At 69.3% G+C, this 18,901-nt stretch carries 17 protein-coding genes; 6 read left to right on the top strand and 11 right to left on the bottom strand.

The features are described from left to right. Positions 1-263: 263 nt before the first annotated feature. From HWX07_RS03150 to HWX07_RS03115, 8 genes are all read right to left on the bottom strand, one after another. Positions 264-1,475, bottom strand: coding sequence for a porin (locus tag HWX07_RS03150; protein WP_175875139.1), 1,212 nt, complete (start codon positions 1,473-1,475; stop codon positions 264-266). A gap of 167 nt (positions 1,476-1,642) precedes the next feature. After that, complete coding sequence (locus HWX07_RS03145) at positions 1,643-2,581, bottom strand: helix-turn-helix domain-containing protein (RefSeq protein WP_012339722.1); 939 nt, start codon at positions 2,579-2,581, stop codon at positions 1,643-1,645. A gap of 69 nt (positions 2,582-2,650) precedes the next feature. Continuing rightward, on the bottom strand, positions 2,651-3,247 hold the full coding sequence (locus HWX07_RS03140; protein ID WP_175767624.1) for a DUF3156 family protein: 597 nt from the start codon (positions 3,245-3,247) through the stop codon (positions 2,651-2,653). Then, positions 3,244-4,746 carry an APC family permease gene (locus HWX07_RS03135; RefSeq protein ID WP_077178813.1) on the bottom strand — a complete coding sequence of 501 codons (1,503 nt, stop codon included), beginning with the start codon at positions 4,744-4,746 and terminating at the stop codon, positions 3,244-3,246. Before HWX07_RS03135 ends, HWX07_RS03140 begins: the two co-directional genes overlap by 4 nt. Before the next feature lie 220 nt (positions 4,747-4,966). Next, positions 4,967-6,307, bottom strand: coding sequence for an aspartate aminotransferase family protein (locus HWX07_RS03130; RefSeq protein WP_175875138.1), 1,341 nt, complete (start codon positions 6,305-6,307; stop codon positions 4,967-4,969). Positions 6,308-6,360: 53 nt separating this feature from the next. Then, positions 6,361-7,863 carry an aldehyde dehydrogenase family protein gene (locus HWX07_RS03125; RefSeq protein WP_175875137.1) on the bottom strand — a complete coding sequence of 501 codons (1,503 nt, stop codon included), beginning with the start codon at positions 7,861-7,863 and terminating at the stop codon, positions 6,361-6,363. Between the two features lie 222 nt (positions 7,864-8,085). Next, positions 8,086-8,817, bottom strand: a complete 732-nt coding sequence (locus HWX07_RS03120) for a LuxR C-terminal-related transcriptional regulator (RefSeq protein WP_175767621.1) — start codon at positions 8,815-8,817, stop codon at positions 8,086-8,088. Between the two features lie 163 nt (positions 8,818-8,980). Continuing rightward, positions 8,981-9,859: a neutral zinc metallopeptidase gene (locus tag HWX07_RS03115; protein WP_011547358.1), complete on the bottom strand. Its 879-nt coding sequence runs from the start codon at positions 9,857-9,859 to the stop codon at positions 8,981-8,983. Between the two features lie 449 nt (positions 9,860-10,308). Between HWX07_RS03115 and HWX07_RS03110 the strand changes: the two genes are divergently transcribed. The 5 genes from HWX07_RS03110 (at position 10,309) to HWX07_RS03090 (ending at position 15,246) form a co-directional block, all read left to right on the top strand. Then, positions 10,309-11,100, top strand: coding sequence for an SDR family oxidoreductase (locus HWX07_RS03110; RefSeq protein ID WP_175875136.1), 792 nt, complete (start codon positions 10,309-10,311; stop codon positions 11,098-11,100). A 173-nt stretch (positions 11,101-11,273) separates the two neighbouring features. Next, positions 11,274-12,311, top strand: coding sequence for a LysR family transcriptional regulator (locus HWX07_RS03105; protein ID WP_175875135.1), 1,038 nt, complete (start codon positions 11,274-11,276; stop codon positions 12,309-12,311). 99 nt (positions 12,312-12,410) lie between these two features. Further along, a complete protein-coding gene (locus tag HWX07_RS03100; RefSeq protein WP_175875134.1) occupies positions 12,411-13,118 on the top strand; it encodes a DUF4286 family protein in 708 nt (235 codons plus the stop codon). Positions 13,119-13,175: 57 nt separating this feature from the next. Further along, on the top strand, positions 13,176-14,495 hold the full coding sequence (locus tag HWX07_RS03095) for an MFS transporter (protein WP_175875468.1): 1,320 nt from the start codon (positions 13,176-13,178) through the stop codon (positions 14,493-14,495). Between the two features lie 49 nt (positions 14,496-14,544). Beyond that, on the top strand, positions 14,545-15,246 hold the full coding sequence (locus HWX07_RS03090) for a DUF2848 domain-containing protein (protein WP_175875133.1): 702 nt from the start codon (positions 14,545-14,547) through the stop codon (positions 15,244-15,246). Between the two features lie 350 nt (positions 15,247-15,596). On the opposite strand, the gene HWX07_RS03085 is transcribed toward HWX07_RS03090, so the two are convergent. Continuing rightward, positions 15,597-16,574: an NAD-dependent epimerase/dehydratase family protein gene (locus tag HWX07_RS03085; RefSeq protein WP_175875132.1), complete on the bottom strand. Its 978-nt coding sequence runs from the start codon at positions 16,572-16,574 to the stop codon at positions 15,597-15,599. Positions 16,575-16,673: 99 nt separating this feature from the next. Between HWX07_RS03085 and HWX07_RS03080 the strand changes: the two genes are divergently transcribed. Next, positions 16,674-17,576 carry a LysR family transcriptional regulator gene (locus tag HWX07_RS03080; protein ID WP_175875131.1) on the top strand — a complete coding sequence of 301 codons (903 nt, stop codon included), beginning with the start codon at positions 16,674-16,676 and terminating at the stop codon, positions 17,574-17,576. Positions 17,577-17,607: 31 nt separating this feature from the next. On the opposite strand, the gene HWX07_RS03075 is transcribed toward HWX07_RS03080, so the two are convergent. Next, positions 17,608-17,928 (bottom strand): hypothetical protein, encoded by a 321-nt coding sequence (locus HWX07_RS03075; RefSeq protein ID WP_006480908.1) that lies wholly within the window; start codon positions 17,926-17,928, stop codon positions 17,608-17,610. Between the two features lie 44 nt (positions 17,929-17,972). Then, positions 17,973-18,845: a LysR family transcriptional regulator gene (locus HWX07_RS03070; protein ID WP_089470607.1), complete on the bottom strand. Its 873-nt coding sequence runs from the start codon at positions 18,843-18,845 to the stop codon at positions 17,973-17,975. Positions 18,846-18,901: the final 56 nt, after the last annotated feature.

The raw sequence follows: 18,901 nt of genomic DNA, 5'->3' as shown, positions 1-18,901 counted from the left end.
GTGTGTTGCACACGTGTGCAACGCCGGCGACACGTCGGGTCGCCTGAAGCGTCGCCATTGTTCACGCAGATCGTGAAGGTATTGTGGCAAGCCGCAAGCCGGGCGATTCGACGCGCGGGTTCCGTCAATCCGGGTCCATTCAGTCAAGCATACGGGCGGCTTTTTTCAAGCATCGCTTTCCAGCAATCGACCGGCGCCGGCCATGCGCATGAGGACCGCGCGGCGGCACGCCACCGACGTGCCGCCGCTGCCCGCGATCCGAGTCAAAAGTTCACACGAATCCCCGCCATCACCGCCAGTTGCCGGCTCGAATTGCTGTTCGCGAGCACCGGAATCTGCGCATAGTTCGCCGCGTTGCCGTCCGCATCGGTGCCGAGCCCCGTGCCGCTCGCGACCTGGCCGATCGCGACCGCATACAGCGCGGTGCGCTTCGACAGGCTGTAGTTCGCGCCGACGTTCACCTGGTGGAAGCGCGTCGTGCCGCGTCCGTCCGTATGCGCGGCGTTGAAGATGTACGCTACACCGCCTTGCAGCGCCGGCGTGAACATGTATGTGACGTTCAGCTCGCCGATGTCGAACGTGAACGCCTGCGTGCGCGGCTGCGCGGCGGTCGAGAAATAGCGGCTGTCGCCGAGCCGCGTGTGCGTGTAGGTCAGCGCGACCGTCGCCGCGCCGAGCGTGACCGACCCGCCCGCGCCGAATGCGCGCATCGAGCCGGCATCCTGCAGCAGGCAGTACATCGCGCCCGGGTTGCTGCACGCGAAATCGCCGATATAGCCGCTCGCGCCGCCGAGCGCCGCGTCGAGCGGCTGGTGCAGGTCGAGGTAGCCGACCGAGAACGCCACCGGCGCGCGCGTGTACGTCGCGGCCACCGCATAGCCGCGCTTCGCGGAAAAATCGCCGGCCTGCCCGCCGAAGCTGAACGTGCCGCCGAACGTGAGCCCGTTGAAATCGGCGCTGGTGAACTTCACCGCGTTGTTGAAGTTGAACGCGGCATTCAGGTTGTCGACGTCGCCGAGATGCGAGCCGTACGGCGTCGCCCAGTTGTTGCTCGACACGTACGCGCCGAGCATGTCGGTGTACGAGTCGTACTGGCGGCCGAGGCCGAGCGTGCCGATCCCCTCCTGACGCAGCCCGACCCATGCCTGCCGGCTGAATGCGGTGCCGCCTTGCAGCGCCTGCCCGTTCGCGGACAGGAACTGCTGCTCGAGCGTAAACACCGCATCCAGGCCGCCGCCGAGCGGCTCGGCGCCCTGGAAGCCGAAGCGGGACGGCACCAGGTTGCCGCCGCCCATCTGCCACGCATGGCCGCCGCCCGTGCTGCCGTCGGCGCGCGTGAACTGCTGGTTCGTCGAATAGATGATGCCGGTATCCACGGTACCGTACAGCGTCACGCTCCCCGAAGTCTGCGCGTGCGCCGCATGCGTGCAAGCCAGCATGGCCGCGGCCGCGGTCAGTCGTCGTCCGTTTTTCATGTCCCGCCCCTCTGTGATCATCGATTCGCAGTGCAAACCGAATGTGTTGTCGATATGGGTGACAGGACTTTATCCAGCGAAAATTCCGGACCTCTATCGCAAATCGGCAAACGGTGAGGGGTGCGGCCCGCGACGGTGCCCGGCGGCGCCGTCGCGGTGCGGATGCGTCATTCGGGACGCGTCGTCTGGGAAGGCAGTTCGCCGAACAGGTCGCGATACTCGCGCGCGAAATAGCCGAGATGCGTGAAGCCCCAGCTCGCGGCGGCTTCGCCGACGCCGAGTTGCTGCGCCGACGTCGTGCGCAGCAGGCGACGCACCGCGTTCAGCCGGATCGTGCGCAGGTAGCCGACCGGCGTGACGTCGGCCACGCGTTGAAAGCTCGTTTGCAGCGTGCGGCGGCTGCAGCGCAGCGCGCGGCACAGTTCGAGCACGGTGACGGGTTCTTCGGGCCGGTCGCGCAGATGCTTCTCGCAACGGCTCACGATATCGCTGTAGGTCGCGTGCGTGATGTCGCGGCGCTCGACGCCGATACCCTGTTCGAGCGCATCGAGGAACATGCCGAGCATCGCGTCGCGAAACATCTTGCGGGTCGCCGCGTATTCGAGGCAGCCCGGGTTGCGCTGGGCATCGTCGATCAGGGCCGACAGCCGCACGCCCAGCGCGACGCCCTGCGCGTCGGACAGCCGCGTCACGTGCCGCAGCCTGCGCGCGCCGGCCGCGCCGAATTCGGCCTCGCACAGCTCGTCGACCATGTCGGACGACGCGCTGATCCCGACGAGCCCCATCCCTTCCGGCGTGTGGAATTCGAAATCCTCGCCGGCGCGCAGCGCGAGCAGCGCATAGCCGTCGACCGGCTGGCCCTGGAACGTGCCCGCGAGGGGCACGGACAACGGTACCGCGAGCGAGGTGCGCCCGGCCGGCGCGAGGCCGGTTTGCGCGACACGCCGGTTGGTCGTCTCGCGGAAGAAGTGGAAATCGTCGTACAACACCTGCGTGACGGTGCCCTTGAAGCGGCCCGGCGTCATCTGACGGTACACCTGATGCCAGCCCGCGATCGCGAGCCCGTGATCGTGCACGTCTTCGTGTGAGCGTGACTGGAACAGCATCGGCATCTCCGGTAAAACCCTGATTCCTGGATGCGGCCGCCGGGTTTGCGCGGCACGCATCGCCACAGCTTACCCTCGCAAAATCCCGCGTAGTGCGGTTTCGAACGCAAGACAGGCCGCCGACAGCGCCGCGGCCTGCTCGTCGATCAGCCGGACATAGCGGCGAAACGACGGCATCCGGTTGACGACCTCGCTGCCGCCGAACGGCACGATCGCGAGCATCCAGCGGCCGTCGTGCGCGTCGATCACGCAGTCGGTCAGGTGCAGCGGCCGCAGCGCGTCGGCCAGCGCCGGGTCGGCAAGCAGCGCGGCCAGCGTGTCGATGAAGGCGGGGGCGCATCCGGGCGCGAGCACCGCAGCGATGCCGGTACGGCGCAGCCAGCCGGCCTGCCGCACGCGCGCACTGCCCTGCGCGGCCGGCCCGTTCGCGGCCACCGTCACCCTCACGCTGACCGTATGCATCAGGAACTGACGCTCGACGCACTCGTCGACGCGCACGCGCACGCCATTCGGCAACCGCGCCGTGGCACCGCCAACGCCGCCAGCACCGTCGTCATCGCGCACGGCCCGCAAGTCGGCGAGCACGCGCGCGGCGATCGCGCCGGGCCGATGGCCGGGCGGCGGCGCATCGGGCGCCACGCGCCAGCGGGCGAGCGCGGCCTTCACGATGCGACGTGCTCGTTGCGCAGCACGTCCTCGACCGGCACCGGCCTGAACGGATGCCGGCGCTGCACGACCAGCGTCCAGAACAGCGCGTACAGCGCGGTGAGCCCGAGCATCGCGCCGAACGGCACGTAGATGTCGCGCGGGTTCATGCCGGGCGGCGTGATGTACCAGATCGCGAGCACGATGCCGACGCTCGACACGATCTGCGGCAGCGGGAACAGCGGCGAACGGTACGGCCGCGGCAAGTCGGGGCGGCGGATGCGCAGCATCACGACCGACGCGGTGACGAGCAGGTACGCGGTGCCCCATGCGCAGGTCGCGGCGAGCACGAGGTGCAGGATGCTGTCGAGATTGCCGTTGATCAGCCACGCATGGAAGATCGGCACGATCGCCGACGCGACGATGCCGACCACCGGCGTCTTGAACCGCGGATGCAGGTACGCGAAGCAGCGCGGCAGCGCGCCGTCGATCGCCATCCCGTACAGGATGCGCGGCAGCCCGGCCATCAGCGTGTTGATCGTCGCGGCGCCCGCGCACAGGAACGCGATGCCGAACCACACGCGTCCGAACGGCCCGAGCACCTGCAGCGCGAACGCGGGAATCGCGCCCGGCGTGTCGAGCAGGTGCGTGAGGCCGTCGGGGCTCACCGGCACGTTCGCGACCTGGCGGCGGATCGCCGCGCCGTACAGGAACATGCAGATCGCGACGCCGACGAGGCCGAGCGCCATCGCGCGCGGGATCGTGCGGCCCGGCGCCTTCATTTCCGGCGCGAGCGGCGTGACGAACTCGCAGCCGACGAACATGAACATCGCCATCCCGACCAGCGACAGCACGGCCGGGATCGACGTGCCGACTTCCGAGCCGCCGAACCAGCCGTCGAGATGCACGGCCGGCGCGGCCGCGAGCCCGAGGATGCCGAAGATCATCAGCGACAGCCACATGCCGGCCGTCAGCACGATCTCGAGCTTGCTGAATACCTTGATGCCGATGATGTTGGTGATCGCGAACGTCACCACGAGGCCGACGCCGACCAGCCACGAGCTGTTGTGCTTCTCGAACGCGGCGTTCAGCGATTCGAAGTTCACGAGCGCCATGATGCCGCTCAGGATCGTCTCCGCGGTGCCGGCGAACACGTGCACGAGGAAATAGGCGGAAATCGTGCCGGTGATCGCCCAGAAGCGGCCGAGCCCGCACGACAGGTAATCGTAAACCGAGCCGGCCGTCGGCAGCATCGCGGCGGCTTCGGAGAACGTGGTGGCCTGCGCCTGCATCATCACGAACGCGATGATCATCGCGACCGCGAACGCCCAGCCGCCCATCCCGAAGCCCGACGTCGCGGTGAGGATCACCGGGCTCGCCATGATGAGGCCGACGGCGCTCGCCAGCGCGGTCGGAAAACCGACCGCCCCCGCCTTCAAGGCGGTGCCGCCGCCCGCTTCAGCCGGCGAGCCGGCGGGCGTATCGCCCGCGGCGCCGGTCATTCCCGACCATCCCGACATCGTTGTCTCCTTCGTAGGTTGGCCCGAACCGGCGCTTCGTCGGCGGCCGGGGCCAGATGCTATGCGGTCGGCCCCGGGCGATGCTTCAGCGCGTCGATGCCCGGGCCCCTGTCGATCACGGCGTGATCCGATGTCGAAAAAATACGCAGGCAAAATAATCCGGTCATAGCGCAAATCGGCAAATCCGCGACGGCGTTTACCCTCCGTCGCGGCTTCGCCGTCACGCGAACGGGACGGCCTCGAAGCCGGCCGCGAGCGCGTCGACGATCCGGTCGAGCTGTTCGCGCTGGATCACGAGCGGCGGCGACAGGATGATCTTCGTGCCGACCGGGCGCACCAGCACGCCGTTTTCGCGGGCGACTTCCGCGACGGCGTTCGCATAGCCCGACAGCGGATCGATCGGCTCGCGCGTGTCCTTGTTCGCGACGAGGTCGAGCGCGAGCATCAGCCCCTTGCCGCGCACCTCGCCGACCGCCGCGAAGCGTTCCGCGAACGGCTGCAGCGCTTCGAGCAGATACGCGCCCTGCTTCGCCGCATTCGCCGGGAGATCCTCCTTCACGACGATGTCGAGGCTCGCGATCGCGGCCGCGCATGCCACCGGGTGCCCGGCGTACGTGTAGCCGTGCATGATCGCCCCGCCGAAATCGGCATTCGCGGCGAACGCGTCCTCGATCCGCGCGTTCACGACCGTCGCGCCGAGCGGCACGTAGCCCGACGAAATCCCCTTCGCGAGACACATGATGTCCGGGCGCACGCCCCAGCCGCGGCTGCCGAACAGGCTGCCGCTGCGGCCGAAGCCCGTCACGACTTCGTCGGCGATCAGCAGCACGCCGTAGCGGTCGCACACTTCACGCACCAGCGGCCAGTAGTTGGCCGGCGGCACGATGACGCCGCCCGCACCCTGGATCGGCTCCGCGATGAACGCGGCAACCGTATCGGGGCTCTGGAACTGAATCTCTCGCTCGAGCATTTCCGCGCAGATCCGGCCGAGTTCCTCCGGGTCCTGCGTGAACGGGTTGCGGTACAGCCACGGCGTCTCGACGTGGAAGCAGCCGGGCAGGTTCGGTTCGTAGTTGCGGCGGAACACCGTATTGCCGTTCACCGACGCGCCGCCGAAGTGCGTGCCGTGATACCCCTGCTTCAGCGAGATGAACTTCGTGCGATCAGCCTGGCCGCGCACTTTCCAGTACTGACGCGCGATCTTCAGCGCGGTCTCGACCGAGTCCGACCCGCCCGAGCTGTACAGCACGCGGCGCATCCCTTCCGGCTCGAGCATGTCGATCACCTTCTTCGACAACTCTTCGGCGCGCGGATGCGAAATGCCGTCGAACAACTGGAAGTATTCGAGCTCGTCGAGCTGGCGCACGATCGCGTCCTTCACTTCCTGGCGGTTGTGGCCGACGTTCACGTTCCACAGGCCCGCGACGCCGTCGACGAGCTTGCGCCCTTGTTCGTCGAACACGTAGCAGCCGTCGCCGCGCACGATGCGGATCGGCTTGCGCTGTTTCATTTCGTTCGGGTGCAGCATCGGGTGCCAGAACTTCGCTTCGTTGTAGCTCATTGCAATCTCCAGTTTCGGATCGGTTTTTTGCGGTTTTGGGATCGGCCCGCGCGTCAATGCGCGATGCAGACGGATTTGGTTTCGGTGAAGCCTTCGATCGCGTACTGGCCGAATTCGCGGCCGATGCCCGATTGCTTGTAGCCGCCGAACGGCATCGACGGATCGAGCGGGATATGGCAGTTCACCCACACTGTGCCGGCCTCGATCCGCGGCACGAGGTTCATCACGCGTTTCAGGTCGTTGCTCCAGATGCTCGCGGCGAGGCCGTACGGCGACGCGTTCGCGAGGCGCACCGCGTCGGCCGCGTCGTCGAACGGCACGACGACGATCACCGGGCCGAACACCTCGTCGCGCACGATCGCGCTGTCCGGATGCGGATCGGCGATCACGGCCGGCTTCACGTAATAGCCGGGCAGATCGTCGGCCGGCGTGCCGCCCGCGAGGAACGTGAGGCCCGCGCGGCGCGCGCCTTCGATGTGCTGGAGCACCTTGTCGCGATGCTGCGCGGACACGAGCGGGTTGATCTGCGCGGTGGTGTCGAGGCCCGCGCCGAGCTTCATCGACCGCGCGACGCCCGCGAGGCCGTCGGCCAACTGCGCGAACTTGCTGCGATGCACATAGATGCGCGACGCGGCCGCGCACACCTGTCCCTGGTTGAAGAACGCGCCGGCGGCGACGCCGTCGAGCGCCTGCGCGACGTCAACGTCGTCGAGCATCACGATCGGGTTCTTGCCGCCGAGTTCGAGCGAGAAGCGCGTCATGTTCTGCACGGCCGCCGCGCCGACCAGTTTGCCGGTCGCGGTCGAGCCCGTGAACGAGATCTTCGCGATCGACCGGTGGCTCGCGAGCGCCGCGCCGCAGACGCGCCCGCCCGTGACGACGTTGAACACGCCGGGCGGCACGCCGGCTTCGCGTGCCAGCTCGGCGAGGCGCAACGCGGTGAGCGGGGTTTCCGGCGACGGCTTCAGCACGATCGTGCAACCGGCCGCGAGCGCGGGAATCAGCTTCCACACGGCGATCATCAGCGGGAAATTCCACGGCACGATCGCGGCGACCACGCCGACGGGCTCCTTGCGCGTATAGGCCGTGTAACGCGCGCCCGGCGGGAACGGGATCGACACGTCGAGCGTCTGGCCGGTGATCTTGGTCGCCCAGCCGGCCATGTAGCGCACGTATTCGACGCTCGCGCCGACTTCGACCGCGCGCGACACGTGAATCGACTTGCCCTGGTTCAGCGTTTCGAGCTGCGCGAGCGTTTCGGCATCGGCTTCGATCAGGTCGGCGAGTTTCAGCAGGATGCGTTCGCGGTCGGCCGGCCGCAGCCCGCTCCAGACGCGCGTGTCGAACGCGTGTTTCGCGCTGGCGACGGCGCGGTCGACGTCGTGCGCATCGGCATCGGCGACGCTCGCGAGCCGCTCGCCCGTGGCGGGGTCGTGCACGTCGACGCGCGCTGCCGCGTGCGCGGGCTGCATGGCGCCGTCGATGAAGAGGCCGAAGTCGCGCGCAACGAAGGTGCGCACGGTGTCGCTGACGGCGACGAAGTTCGTGTTGCTCATGGGCGTCTCGCTGATTGTCGTGGCTGGACCGCGTGCCGCCGAGGCACGCGGGCGTCGAACCACTGTATCGACGAGGAATCACGCGCGGTGAGCGCAAATTGGCAGCGCGTGGGGGAATCAGAGGCGGGTGAGCCGGACGCGCACAAGCGTGGCGTCGCGACGGACGAACGCCGCGTTATCGTCCGACGAACGGCACGGCGGGATTGCGGACAGGGAAAAAACTTACAGGAACAGCGCGCCGACCAACTCCGTGCGGTTCGACACGCCGAGCTTGCGGTACATGCGCATCAGGTGCGTCTTGATCGTCGGTGGCCCGAGCGCGAGGTCGCGCGCGATCTCCTTGTTCGAGCGGCCGTCGCGCACGAGCCGCGCGATCTGCTCCTCGCGGTAGGTCAGCCGTTCCTCGCAACCGATCCGGTGGATGCCGCGCCGCGCGCGCAGCAGCGGGCTCAGCGCCGCTTCGGCGACCGGCTGCAGCCGCGCGAGCGCGTCGATCTCGCCGGGGGCGAACCGCCCTGCGGTGCCGTTGCCGTTCGCGTCGCCGATGCCGAAGCGCAGCAGCGAGAACGCGCCGACCGTGCGACCCGCGTCGTCGCGCAGCCAGATCTCGACGACGTCCGCCACGTCGTGCCGCCGCAGAAAACGGGTCCAGTACGCGGATGCCGCGCGTCGTTCGTCAGGCAGTTGCGACGCGAGCGTGACGACCGCGCGGTCGCCCGCCGCGCAGCGCGACGGATGCAGCGGATCGAGCATCCGGTAGCGGGCGACATAGGTGCGGTGCATCGATTCCGGCATCCCGAACAGCTCGAAATCGGCCGGCTCGCCGCTCTGGTCGAGCCGGTAGAACACGATCGCGGACGGGCTCGCGAACGCGTCGAATGCATCCACGCACGCATGCAGCGCGCGCTGCCAGTCGGCGGGAGCGTGGTCGGCGGAAACGGACAAGGTCGGCATGGGAAATCGGCTGGCGGATGGACGCATCGAATCTCGACGTCCGGGCCAGCCTACCGGCGCCGAAAAACGCCGGTGAGCACGAATCGGCAAATCGTCCCGGGCCGACCAGGGCGGCCGGTTCAGGCGGGACGATGCCGGCGCGCGGCGGTGCGCGCGCCTCGTTTCAGCGGGCGTTCGCGGCGAACGTGTCGCAGGCGCTCACCTCGCCCGACTCCATCCCGCGCCGCAGCCAGTACACGCGCTGCTCGCTGGTGCCGTGCGTGAAGCTTTCGGGCACGACGTAGCCCTGCCCTTGCTGCTGCAGCCGGTCGTCGCCGATCGCGGCAGCCGCCTTCAACCCCTGCTCGAAATCGCCGGGCTCCATCAGCCGCTGGTTCGCGCGCTGCGCGTTGTTCGCCCACACACCTGCGAAGCAGTCGGCCTGCAGCTCCATCCGCACCGACAGCGCATTCGCGCGCGCCTGGCTCGAGCGCCGGCGCGCGGCGTCGACCTTGTCGGCGATGCCGAGCAGGTTCTGCACGTGATGGCCGACTTCGTGCGCGATCACGTAGGCCTGCGCGAAATCGCCGCCCGCGCCGAAACGCTTGCGCAGCTCGTCGTAGAAGCCGAGATCGATATACACGTTGCGGTCGCCCGGGCAGTAGAATGGCCCCATCGCGGTCTGGCCGGTGCCGCATGCGGTCGGCGTCGAGTTCGTGAACATCACGAGCTTCGGCGGTTCGTACTGCGCGTGCAGCTGCGTGTTGAACACGCCCGTCCACGTGCGTTCGATATTGCCGAGCACCTTGCGCGTGAACACCGCGCCGGGATCGTTCGCCGGCGCGCCCTGGTGCTGGGTCGGCGCGGGCTGCGCCTGCTGTTGCCGGCCCTGCAGCGCCGACGCGCCTTCGAGCACGACGCGCGGGTCGATCCCGAAGAAATACGACGCGGCCAGCGCGACCACGATCGTGCCGATGCCGATCGTCGCGCGCCCACCGCCGAATCCGCCGCCGCCGCGTCGATCCTCGACGTTGGCGCTTTCTCTTTCGTCGTCCAGCCTCATTGCCGGCCCCTCCCTGTTCTTTTGTCGATGGTCCGGCCGCGCCAGCGCGCAACCGGGCGATACGCCGTGGCGACACGAGCCGTCGGCGGATGCGCTACCTGTGTGTCGGACGCCCGCTCGCGCCGATCCGGCCTGCCGCGCCTTTGCTGGGCGCGCCATTGCCGGCCGCGCCTTTGCCGGCCGCGCCATTCTTACGACCGGAATCGGCTGGCCGACGCGCCGCGCGTCGTTGCAAGCGCCCGCTCGCACTATTTTGCCGGGCTTTCGCGGCTTATCCCAAAAATGTGGAGGATAGAGCGATTCGGCGTCAGACATCGTCAGCCTTTGCAAAATGGGCCACGGCCGCCGCACCCGTCCATCCGGACAGCACGCGTTCATCCTTTCGGCGGATACCGGCGCGCGCCGGCGCGGCCTAAAGTGGCCGGAACGCCCCCTTTCCGGAGAACGACATGACGCACCCGCCACCCCGCACGATCGCGATCACCGGCGCAGGCACCGGCATCGGCGCCGCATGCGCACGCCGCTTCGCCCGTCGCGGCGACCGCGTCGTGCTGATCGGGCGCCGCCAGGCGCCGCTCGACGCGCTGGCTGCCGAAACGGGCGGCCTCGCGCTGGCCGGCGACGCGGCCAGCCCCGCCGACTGGGCCGGCTTCCTGCCGCGCATCGCCGAACGCTTCGGCCGCGTCGACGCGCTCGTCGCGTGCGCGGGCGGCCACGGCATCGGCCGCGCGGACGAAACCGACGACGCGCAATGGCGCGACGCGATGCACGCGAACCTCGACACCGCGTTCGTCAGCACGCGTGCGTGCCTGCCCGACCTGATCGCGCAGCGCGGCAATATCGTGCTGGTCGCGTCGATCGCGGCACTCGCGGCCGGGCCCGGCGTATGCGGCTACACCGTCGGCAAGCACGCGCTGCTCGGGCTGGCGCGATCGCTCGCGCGCGACTACGGCCCGCACGGCGTACGGGCGAACGCCGTCTGCCCGGGCTGGGTCCGCACGCCGATGGCCGATGCGGAAATGGCCCCGCTGATGGCCGCGCACGGCGATTCGCTCGACGGCGCGTACGCCCGCGTGAGCGCCGACGTGCCGCTGCGGCGCGCGGCCGATCCCGACGAGATCGCGGCCGTCTGCGCGTTCCTGGCGTCGCCGGACGCATCGTTCGTGACCGGCGCGACGCTCGTCGCGGACGGTGGCGCGATGGTCGTCGACGTGCCGACGCTCGCGTTCGACCGGCTTTGACGCCAGCAGGCACGCCGCGCGCGGGAGACATCGAGCGGGCAGCGTGTCGTGGGCGACTACCGGTACCCGCCCACGACACGCACGGCGCCGCCTGGCCGTTTTCCGCCCGGAAATCCGCTACCATCGACCGATCCCGCCGCTTCGCCCGGCACCGCCTCACCGTTCGGAATTCGATGAACATCCGGTTTCTGGAAACCTTCGTCTGGCTCGCGAAGCTGGAAAACTTCCGGCTCACGGCCGAGAAACTGCACACGACGCAGGCCGCCGTGTCGAGCCGCATCGCGTCGCTCGAGGAAGCGTTCGACGTGCGCCTGTTCGACCGCAACACGCGCTCGGCCACGCTCACGCCCGCGGGCCGGCGCATGCTGGCCTACGCGGAGCGGATCGTGCGGCTCGACGGCGAAATGCGGCGCGACATCGACGCGGCGAGCGACGCGGGCCTGATCCGGATCGGCGTGATCGAATCGATCGTGCACAGCTGGTTTCCCGCGCTGATGGCGCAACTGCGCGAGCGCTATCCGCGCCTCGACGTCGAGATCACGAGCGACACGACGCTGCATCTGATTCGCCTGCTCAGCACCGACGGCGTCGACCTGATCCTGCAAACCGAGCCGGTGCCGGGCCCGGACTTCACGAACCTGCCGCTGTGCGAATTCCCGGTGCGCTGGGCCGCGAGCCCGCGCCTCGGGCTCGGGGGCCAGCCGCTCGACGTCGTGCGACTGGCCGGGTTTCCGATCATCAGTTTCTCGCGCCACTCGGGGCCGCACGCGACGATCGAGCGGCTGTTCGCGGCCGTCGAACGGCCGGCCAGCATCAACTGCATCACGTCGGTTGCCGCGATGATCCGACTCGTCGCCGACGGCTTCGGCGTGGCCGCGCTGCCGCCTGCGATCATCGGGCGGGAGCTGCAAGAAGGCGCGCTCGAACTGCTCGACGTCGAGCCCGAATTCCCCGCGCTGCCGCTCGTCGCGACGTACCGCAGCCAGGGGCTGCCGGTCACCGCGCGTATCGCGGAACTCGCGAGCGAAGTGGCACGCGCGATGGCGGCCGCCGCGAACCTCGCGAACCCGGCCGTCGCCGATCGCGTCGACGCAACGCCTGCGCGCAAGGCAGCCGGGACAAAGACGAACGCGTCGGCGAAAGCGAAGCGCACGCCGAAAGCCGCCTCGCCTGCCGCGCCCGCCGCGAAACGCCGTCCACGCCGCTCATAAGAAAACCTGTTCACCGCGAATTTGTTTTCTTGTTGGACGGGCGCGGACCGTCTTCGGGACACTGGGGTTCCTGACATACCCGTCACGAGGAACCCCGCGATGACCCGCCTTTCCCTTCCGCACGGCCAGCTTTGCGTCTGGACGGATATCGACCCCGCGCACGAAGCCGATTTCAACGCGTGGTACGACCGCGAGCACATGCAGGAACGTGTCGCGATTCCCGGCTTCACGCATGCACGGCGCTTTCGCGCGACCGATGGCGGCCCGCGCCGATACCTCGCGCTGTACGTGACGGACACGCTCGACGTATTCCGCGGCGACGCGTACCGGCGTGCGTTCACGCAGCAGACCGCGTGGTCGCTCGCGAACTTCGAGCGCATGACGGGCACGCAACGGCGCGTCGGCGAGCTGACGATCGAGGCCGGCGACGGCGAAGGCGCCCATCTCGCGCTGTTCGTGCTGCCGCCGGACCGCATCGACGTGCCGCACCTGCGCGCGCGCTTCGACGTCGTGCTGCAAGAGCCGGGCATCCACGCCGCGCGGCTCTTCCGTACGTCGCCGGACCTGTCCGCGCCGATCGGCGCCGCCGCGGCGCCCAGCCCGGCCGCCGATGCGCTCGTGCTGATCGAAGGCAGCGACGCAGCGGCCACGCGGCGCGTAGCCGCCACGCTCGCCGGGCACGACGACGTGCGCACCTTCGATCTGCTGTGGCGCGCCGCCGCACCGCTACCGACTGCGCATCGCGACGCCCAGGCCGCGGCCGAACCGGCCGCCGTCGCCGCCGTCGCCGCCGCACTGCCTGCCTGAACGCCCGACGCCGACGCCCACGCCGGCCCCGCGCTCCATCCCGTCATCCGTCACGACCTGCCCGAAACCATGAGCACTCTCGCCCAGCCCGCCGCCCACGCGCCCCGCCGTGTCCGCAACAGCCGACTCGCGACCGCGAGCATGATCGGCACGTCGCTCGAGTGGTACGACTTCACGATCTACAACACGCTCGCCGCGCTCGTTTTCAACCATCTGTTCTTCCCGTCGGTCGATCCGCTGGCCGGCACGATCCTCGCGTTCTCGACCTATGCGGTCGGCTACGTGTCGCGCCCGCTCGGCGGCTTCGTGTTCGGCAACCTCGGCGACCGCATCGGCCGCCGCGCGGTGCTGATGCTCACGCTCGTGCTGATGGGCGTGACGACCGCGCTGATGGGCGCGCTGCCGACCTATGCGCAGGCCGGCATCCTGAGCCCGATCCTGCTCGTCGCACTGCGCTTCGTGCAGGGCGTCGCGCTCGGCGGCGAATGGGCCGGCGCGGTCCTGCTGTCGGTCGAGCACGGCGACCAGAAACGGCGCGGGCTGTCCGCGTCGTGGACGCAGATCGGCCCGTCGTTCGGCACGCTGCTCGGCACCGGCTGCATCGCGCTCGTCACGCTGTCGACCACGTCCGATGCTTTCCTGTCGTGGGGCTGGCGCGTGCCGTTCGCGGCCAGCGCGCTGCTCGTCGTGTTCGGCTTCTGGGTGCGACGCGGCGTCGACGAAACGCCGCAGTTCGAGCAGCTCGCCGAATCGCACGCAACCGCCGAAGTGCCCGTCGCCGACGTGCTGAAATACCACTGGAAGCGCCTGCTGATCGCGGGCGGCTCGCGGATCGGTTCTGACGTGCTGTACGCGCTGATCGTCGTGTTCACGCTGACCTACGTGACGACCGTGCTGCACCTGTCGCGCCCCGTCGCGCTGACGGCCGTGATGATCGGCACGGCCTGCAATGCACTCGCGGTGCCGTTCTTCGGCGCGCTGTCGGACCGCTTCGGCCGCCGGCCCGTGTATCTCGCCGGCGCAATCGCCGGCATCGTGTGGGCGTTCGTGTTCTTCGCGCTGCTCGATTCCGCGCGCCCCGTGGCGATCGTCGCGGCCGTCGCGATCGGCCTCGTGATCCACGCGGTGATGTACGGCCCGCAGGGCGCGTTCGTGACCGAACAATTCCCGACGCGCGTGCGCTATGCGGGCTCGTCGCTCGCGTACACGCTCGCCGGCATCGTCGGCGGCGGTTTCGCGCCGCTCGTGATCGCCGCGCTGTTCCGGCAGACGGGCACGACGACGGCCGTGTCGCTGTACGTCACCGCCGCGCTCGTCGTCACGTCGATCGCGCTCGTCGCCGCGCGCGAGACCGCGCACCGGCCGCTCGAGGATTGAGCGCCGCCGCCAGCCCCATCATTCATTCGCACTTCAAACGGATAACCGCATGCCAACCCTGTCGTTCAACGTGATTTCCCTGCAAGGTGCGCCGGCCGACGTCGACGTCGACGTCGAACGCGTCGTGATCGCCGGCTGGGCCGGCCGCGACCCGGCCGCGATCCGCGCGCACATCGACGAACTCGCGGCGCTCGGCGTCGCGCCGCCGTCGACCACGCCGTGCTTCTATCGCGTGTCGTCCGCACTGCTCACGCAGGCGCCGTCGATCGGCGTGCTCGGCGCGCGCTCGGGCGGCGAGATCGAATGCGTGCTGGTCGACAGCCCGGCCGGCACGCTGGTCACGATCGGCTCCGATCACACGGATCGCGAAGTCGAAGCGTACGGCGTCGCCGTGTCGAAGCAGGTGTGCGCGAAGCCGCTCGGCCGCGACGCGTGGCGCCATGCGGATGTCGCCGATCACTGGGATGCGCTCGAGCTGCGTTCGTGGCTGATCGCGCACAACGGCGAGCGGCGCGCATACCAGCACGGCGCGGTCAGCGGCCTGCTCGCGCCCGACGCGCTGTGGCATCGGTTCGACGATCGCCGCACGATGCCCGCGCGCTGCGCGATGTATGGCGGGACCGTCGCCGTGCATGGCGCGATTGCCTCGATGGGCGACGGCGATGCGTTCGAGATGGAACTGCACGATCCGGTACTCGGACGCAGCCTCACGCATCGCTATGCAGTCGAGGTATTGCCGGTCGTGGCTTGACCGCGAGCGGAAAACCGCAAGGACGCGGGCACGGCGGCTGTCAGTCGTCGCGCCTGTTCCTACCGGTACGACTCAAAGCAGTGGTAGTCCGGGAAGTTGAACTGCGAGTTGCCGCAGTACAGCACACCTGCCAGGTTGGTACACCCGCTCAATGTGAACATGATCGCCCCCGCAACCGACGCTTTCCAGCCGAAATGCAACATCTCGCCCCCGTTTTCACCTTATCGGTGCCGACCGACATGATGCGCATCGGGCGCACGCGGGTATGTGGAGAATTGTGACCCCGGGGCTTCTTCGGTTCGCCGTGATGCGTTTCCGTGCCTCGGTGCAACTGGGCTACCCGCCGTTGCTCACCCGAGACACCCGAGCCCCGCCAGCGTCGCCTCCACCGCCGTATCGAGCGGCGTCACCGGCTCGCGGCCGAGCACCGCGGTCACGCGCGCGTTGTCCATCCGGATCGGTTCGCGCCACAGGTAGCGCATCTCGAGCAATTCGCGCATCGTCGTGACGAACGGCGCAGCCACGTACACGAGCCACCACGGGAAATCGCGCAGCGCCGGCCGCATGCCGTGCCGCTGCGCGACGCGTTGCACGGCCAGCGCCATCTGCATGCCGTCTTCATCCCAATGTCCGCCCAGATGAAAACGCGCGAACGGCTCCAGCGTCTCGCGCCGCTCGATCAGCTCGACCATCACGCGGGCCACGTCCGGCACATACGACCATTGATGGCCGACGCCGCGGCTCGGCACGCTGATGGCGGCGACCGGCCGCCCCGCCTTGATCAGCCCCTGCGAGAACCAGCTGTTGCCGAGTTGCGGCCCGAAGAAATCGCCGGCGCGCACGACGATCGCCGGCACGCCGTGCGCGCTGGCGTCCTGCAGCCGCCGCTCCAGTTCGACGCGGATCGCGCCCTTGCGGGTCGCCGGATGCTGCGGCGCGTCTTCCCGCAGCACCGGAAACGCATCGGCGCCGAAGTTGTAGACCGTCCCCGGCAGCACGACGGTCGCCTGCGCGGCCCGGGCCGCCGCGATCGTGTTGTCGATCATCGGCAGCACCTGCGTGGCCCAGTTCCGGTATCCGGGCGGGTTCACCGCATGCACGATCACATGGCAGCCGCGGGCGGCGCGCACCACCGCATCACGATCCAGCGCGTCGCCGCGCACCCATGCGATACCGTCGCGCTCCACGACCTCGGCATCGAGCCCGCGCTTGAGCGCACGCACCTGCCAGCCTGCATCGCGCAACTGCCGCGCGACTTCCCCGCCGATCCCGCCGCTCGCGCCGAGCACGAGGGCCTGCCGTTGCGTCCCGCCTGCGTTTGCCATCATTGCCGCTCTCCTTGAATGGAACCATCACGACACGCATTCTGGCGCGCCGATGACTATCAAGGAATTGCCGAACCTGGCAGATCAGCTATACATTTATGTATGACCATCGATCTGAACTGGGAACGCTACCGCACCTTCCTCGCGGTCTTGACGGAAGGCTCGCTGTCCGGCGCGGCGCGCGCGCTCGGCATCACGCAGCCGACGGCCGGCCGCCATGTCGCGGCGCTCGAAGCCGCGTTCGGCCAGACGCTGTTCACCCGCTCGCCGTCGGGCCTGCTGCCGACCGAGGCCGCGCTCGCGCTGCGCGGTCACGCGGAGGCGCTGCGCAGCGCGGCGGCCGCGTTCGAGCGCGCGGCGGCCAGCCACGGCGCCGGCGTGCGCGGCATCGTGCGGATCTCGGCCAGCGACGTGATCGCCGTCGAGGTGCTGCCGCCGATGCTCACGCAGTTGCGGCGCGATCATCCGGGGCTCGTGATCGAACTGGTGCCGACCGACCGCATCCAGGACGTGCTGAAGCGCGAGGCCGACATCGCGGTCCGGATGGCGCCGCCCGCGCAGGACGCACTCGTCGCGCGGCGCGTCGGCGAAATCGAGGTCGGGCTGTATGCGCGCGACGATTACCTGGCGCACCACGGCGCGCCCGCGACGATCGACGCGCTCGCGCATCACGCGCTGATCGGCTTCGATACCGTCACGCCGTTCATCCGCTCGGCGGGGCGCGGCATGCCGCTGTGGAAGCGCGACGCGTTCGCGCTGCGCACCGACAGCAATCTCGCGCAGCTCGCGATGATCCGCGCCGGCTACGGGATCGGTTTCTGCCAGTCGGCGCTCGCGAAACGTGACGCGCGGCTCGTGCGCGTGCTGCCGGACGCACTCGGGATGCGGCTGGACACCTGGGTCGTGATGCACGAAGACCTGCGGACCAGCCCGCGCTGCCGGGCCGTGTTCGATACGCTGGCCAACGGGCTGCGGGCGTATGCGGACGGTGAGGTCGCCGAGTAGAAAGCGGTGGGCGTGAATCGCGCGGGTCGCGCTATTCGTAGATTTTCCCGGCGAACAGGATGTCCGCGATGCGCCGCCACGGGTTATCGGGCACGTCGTAGAAGCGCAGCCCCTCTTCCGACGCCTCGGCCCAGTCGATCATCGCTTCCAGGTATTCGCCGATCGACCGGTTTTCCCAGCCGAGCGCGGCGTGCGCATACGGCGACAGCGGCGCGTCGGCCTCGAGCTGCCGCTCCGTGTGCCAGTCATGGCCGAGCACGCGCAGGAAGTGGATCAGCGAACGCTCGTCGACCACGCGCTCCAGCGCATGCTGCAGCTTCGCGGCCATCTGATTCTTCAGTTCGTCGTTCATGCCCGTGGCCCCCGACGCGCCGCTCGGTGTCGCGCGGCATGGTTTTACATCAGCAGTTGACGCGACAGCACCTCGCGCGCCTGGGTGACGGTCTCGCGTTCGCCCGGCAACGGCGGCGTCAGCGAAAACACCGCGTCCGGCAGCGGCGGCAGCCGGTATTTCGGGCCGAGCCGCATCAGGCCGTCGCCGATCGCCGATGCGCACAGGCAGCCGACGCCGAGCCCCGCCGCGAGCATCGACTGCAACCCCGCGACGCCCGACGCGCTGTGCACGAGCACGTACGGCGTGTGTTGCTCGTCGAGCGAGCGCACCGCGACCTGATGCATCATGCAGTCGTCCGGCAGCAGCACGAGCGGCAGCGGCTCGGGCAACTGCTCGGCAAGCGCGGGCGACGCGACCCACGACAGCGGCTCGCGCCGCAGCACCCAGCGCGTGTCGGCCGACACCGGCCGGAACGGCCCGCTCGACATGTTCATCACGACGCCGAGATCGATCTGCCCGCGCGCGTGCGCCGCTTCGATCTCCGCGCTCTTCATCGCGCTCACGTGCAGGCTCAACTGCGGGTAGCACTCCCGCAACCGCGCCAGCATGCCCGCCACTTCATTCGTGCGGTAGTAATCGGTGATCGCGACGCGCAGTTCGCCCTTGATCGCCTGCCCGCGCAGCTCGTCGAACGCGGCCTCGTTCAGCGCGACGATGCGCCGCGCGTGCTGCAGCAGCCGCGAGCCGGCCGGCGTCGGCTCGACGCCGCGCTTGCTGCGCACGAACAACGGCACGCCGGCGCGCGATTCGAGCTTGCGCACCTGCTCGCTGACCGTCGATTGCGACAGGTGCAACAGCGGCGCGGCGGCCGTCAGGCTGCCGGCATCCGCGACCGCCGCGAAAGTCCGCAACTGGTCCAGGTCGAAACCGCGCATCGTCGTTCCTTATCCATCGACTAACCCGATGGATGCTACCACTCTTTCCCGCTTTT

The sequence above is a fragment of the Burkholderia sp. BCC0097 genome (genome assembly GCF_902832985.1).
GTDB lineage: Bacteria > Pseudomonadota > Gammaproteobacteria > Burkholderiales > Burkholderiaceae > Burkholderia > Burkholderia orbicola.
The sequence above is the reverse complement of the archived record's forward strand: the minus strand, read 5'-3'. Positions and strand labels throughout refer to the sequence as shown.

Bases quoted from the DNA above. Each gene is read 5' to 3' on its own strand.
- HWX07_RS03120 (WP_175767621.1), bottom strand. From the start codon at position 8,817: ATGCCGACCTTGTCCGTTTCCGCCGACCACGCTCCCGCCGACTGGCAG.
- HWX07_RS03070 (WP_089470607.1), bottom strand. From the start codon at position 18,845: ATGCGCGGTTTCGACCTGGACCAGTTGCGGACTTTCGCGGCGGTCGCG.
- HWX07_RS03090 (WP_175875133.1), top strand. From the start codon at position 14,545: ATGCCAACCCTGTCGTTCAACGTGATTTCCCTGCAAGGTGCGCCGGCC.
- HWX07_RS03080 (WP_175875131.1), top strand. From the start codon at position 16,674: ATGACCATCGATCTGAACTGGGAACGCTACCGCACCTTCCTCGCGGTC.
- HWX07_RS03130 (WP_175875138.1), bottom strand. From the start codon at position 6,307: ATGAGCTACAACGAAGCGAAGTTCTGGCACCCGATGCTGCACCCGAAC.
- HWX07_RS03085 (WP_175875132.1), bottom strand. From the start codon at position 16,574: ATGATGGCAAACGCAGGCGGGACGCAACGGCAGGCCCTCGTGCTCGGC.
- HWX07_RS03125 (WP_175875137.1), bottom strand. From the start codon at position 7,863: ATGAGCAACACGAACTTCGTCGCCGTCAGCGACACCGTGCGCACCTTC.
- HWX07_RS03145 (WP_012339722.1), bottom strand. From the start codon at position 2,581: ATGCTGTTCCAGTCACGCTCACACGAAGACGTGCACGATCACGGGCTC.
- HWX07_RS03075 (WP_006480908.1), bottom strand. From the start codon at position 17,928: ATGAACGACGAACTGAAGAATCAGATGGCCGCGAAGCTGCAGCATGCG.
- HWX07_RS03150 (WP_175875139.1), bottom strand. From the start codon at position 1,475: ATGAAAAACGGACGACGACTGACCGCGGCCGCGGCCATGCTGGCTTGC.
- HWX07_RS03100 (WP_175875134.1), top strand. From the start codon at position 12,411: ATGACCCGCCTTTCCCTTCCGCACGGCCAGCTTTGCGTCTGGACGGAT.
- HWX07_RS03115 (WP_011547358.1), bottom strand. From the start codon at position 9,859: ATGAGGCTGGACGACGAAAGAGAAAGCGCCAACGTCGAGGATCGACGC.
- HWX07_RS03135 (WP_077178813.1), bottom strand. From the start codon at position 4,746: ATGTCGGGATGGTCGGGAATGACCGGCGCCGCGGGCGATACGCCCGCC.
- HWX07_RS03110 (WP_175875136.1), top strand. From the start codon at position 10,309: ATGACGCACCCGCCACCCCGCACGATCGCGATCACCGGCGCAGGCACC.
- HWX07_RS03105 (WP_175875135.1), top strand. From the start codon at position 11,274: ATGAACATCCGGTTTCTGGAAACCTTCGTCTGGCTCGCGAAGCTGGAA.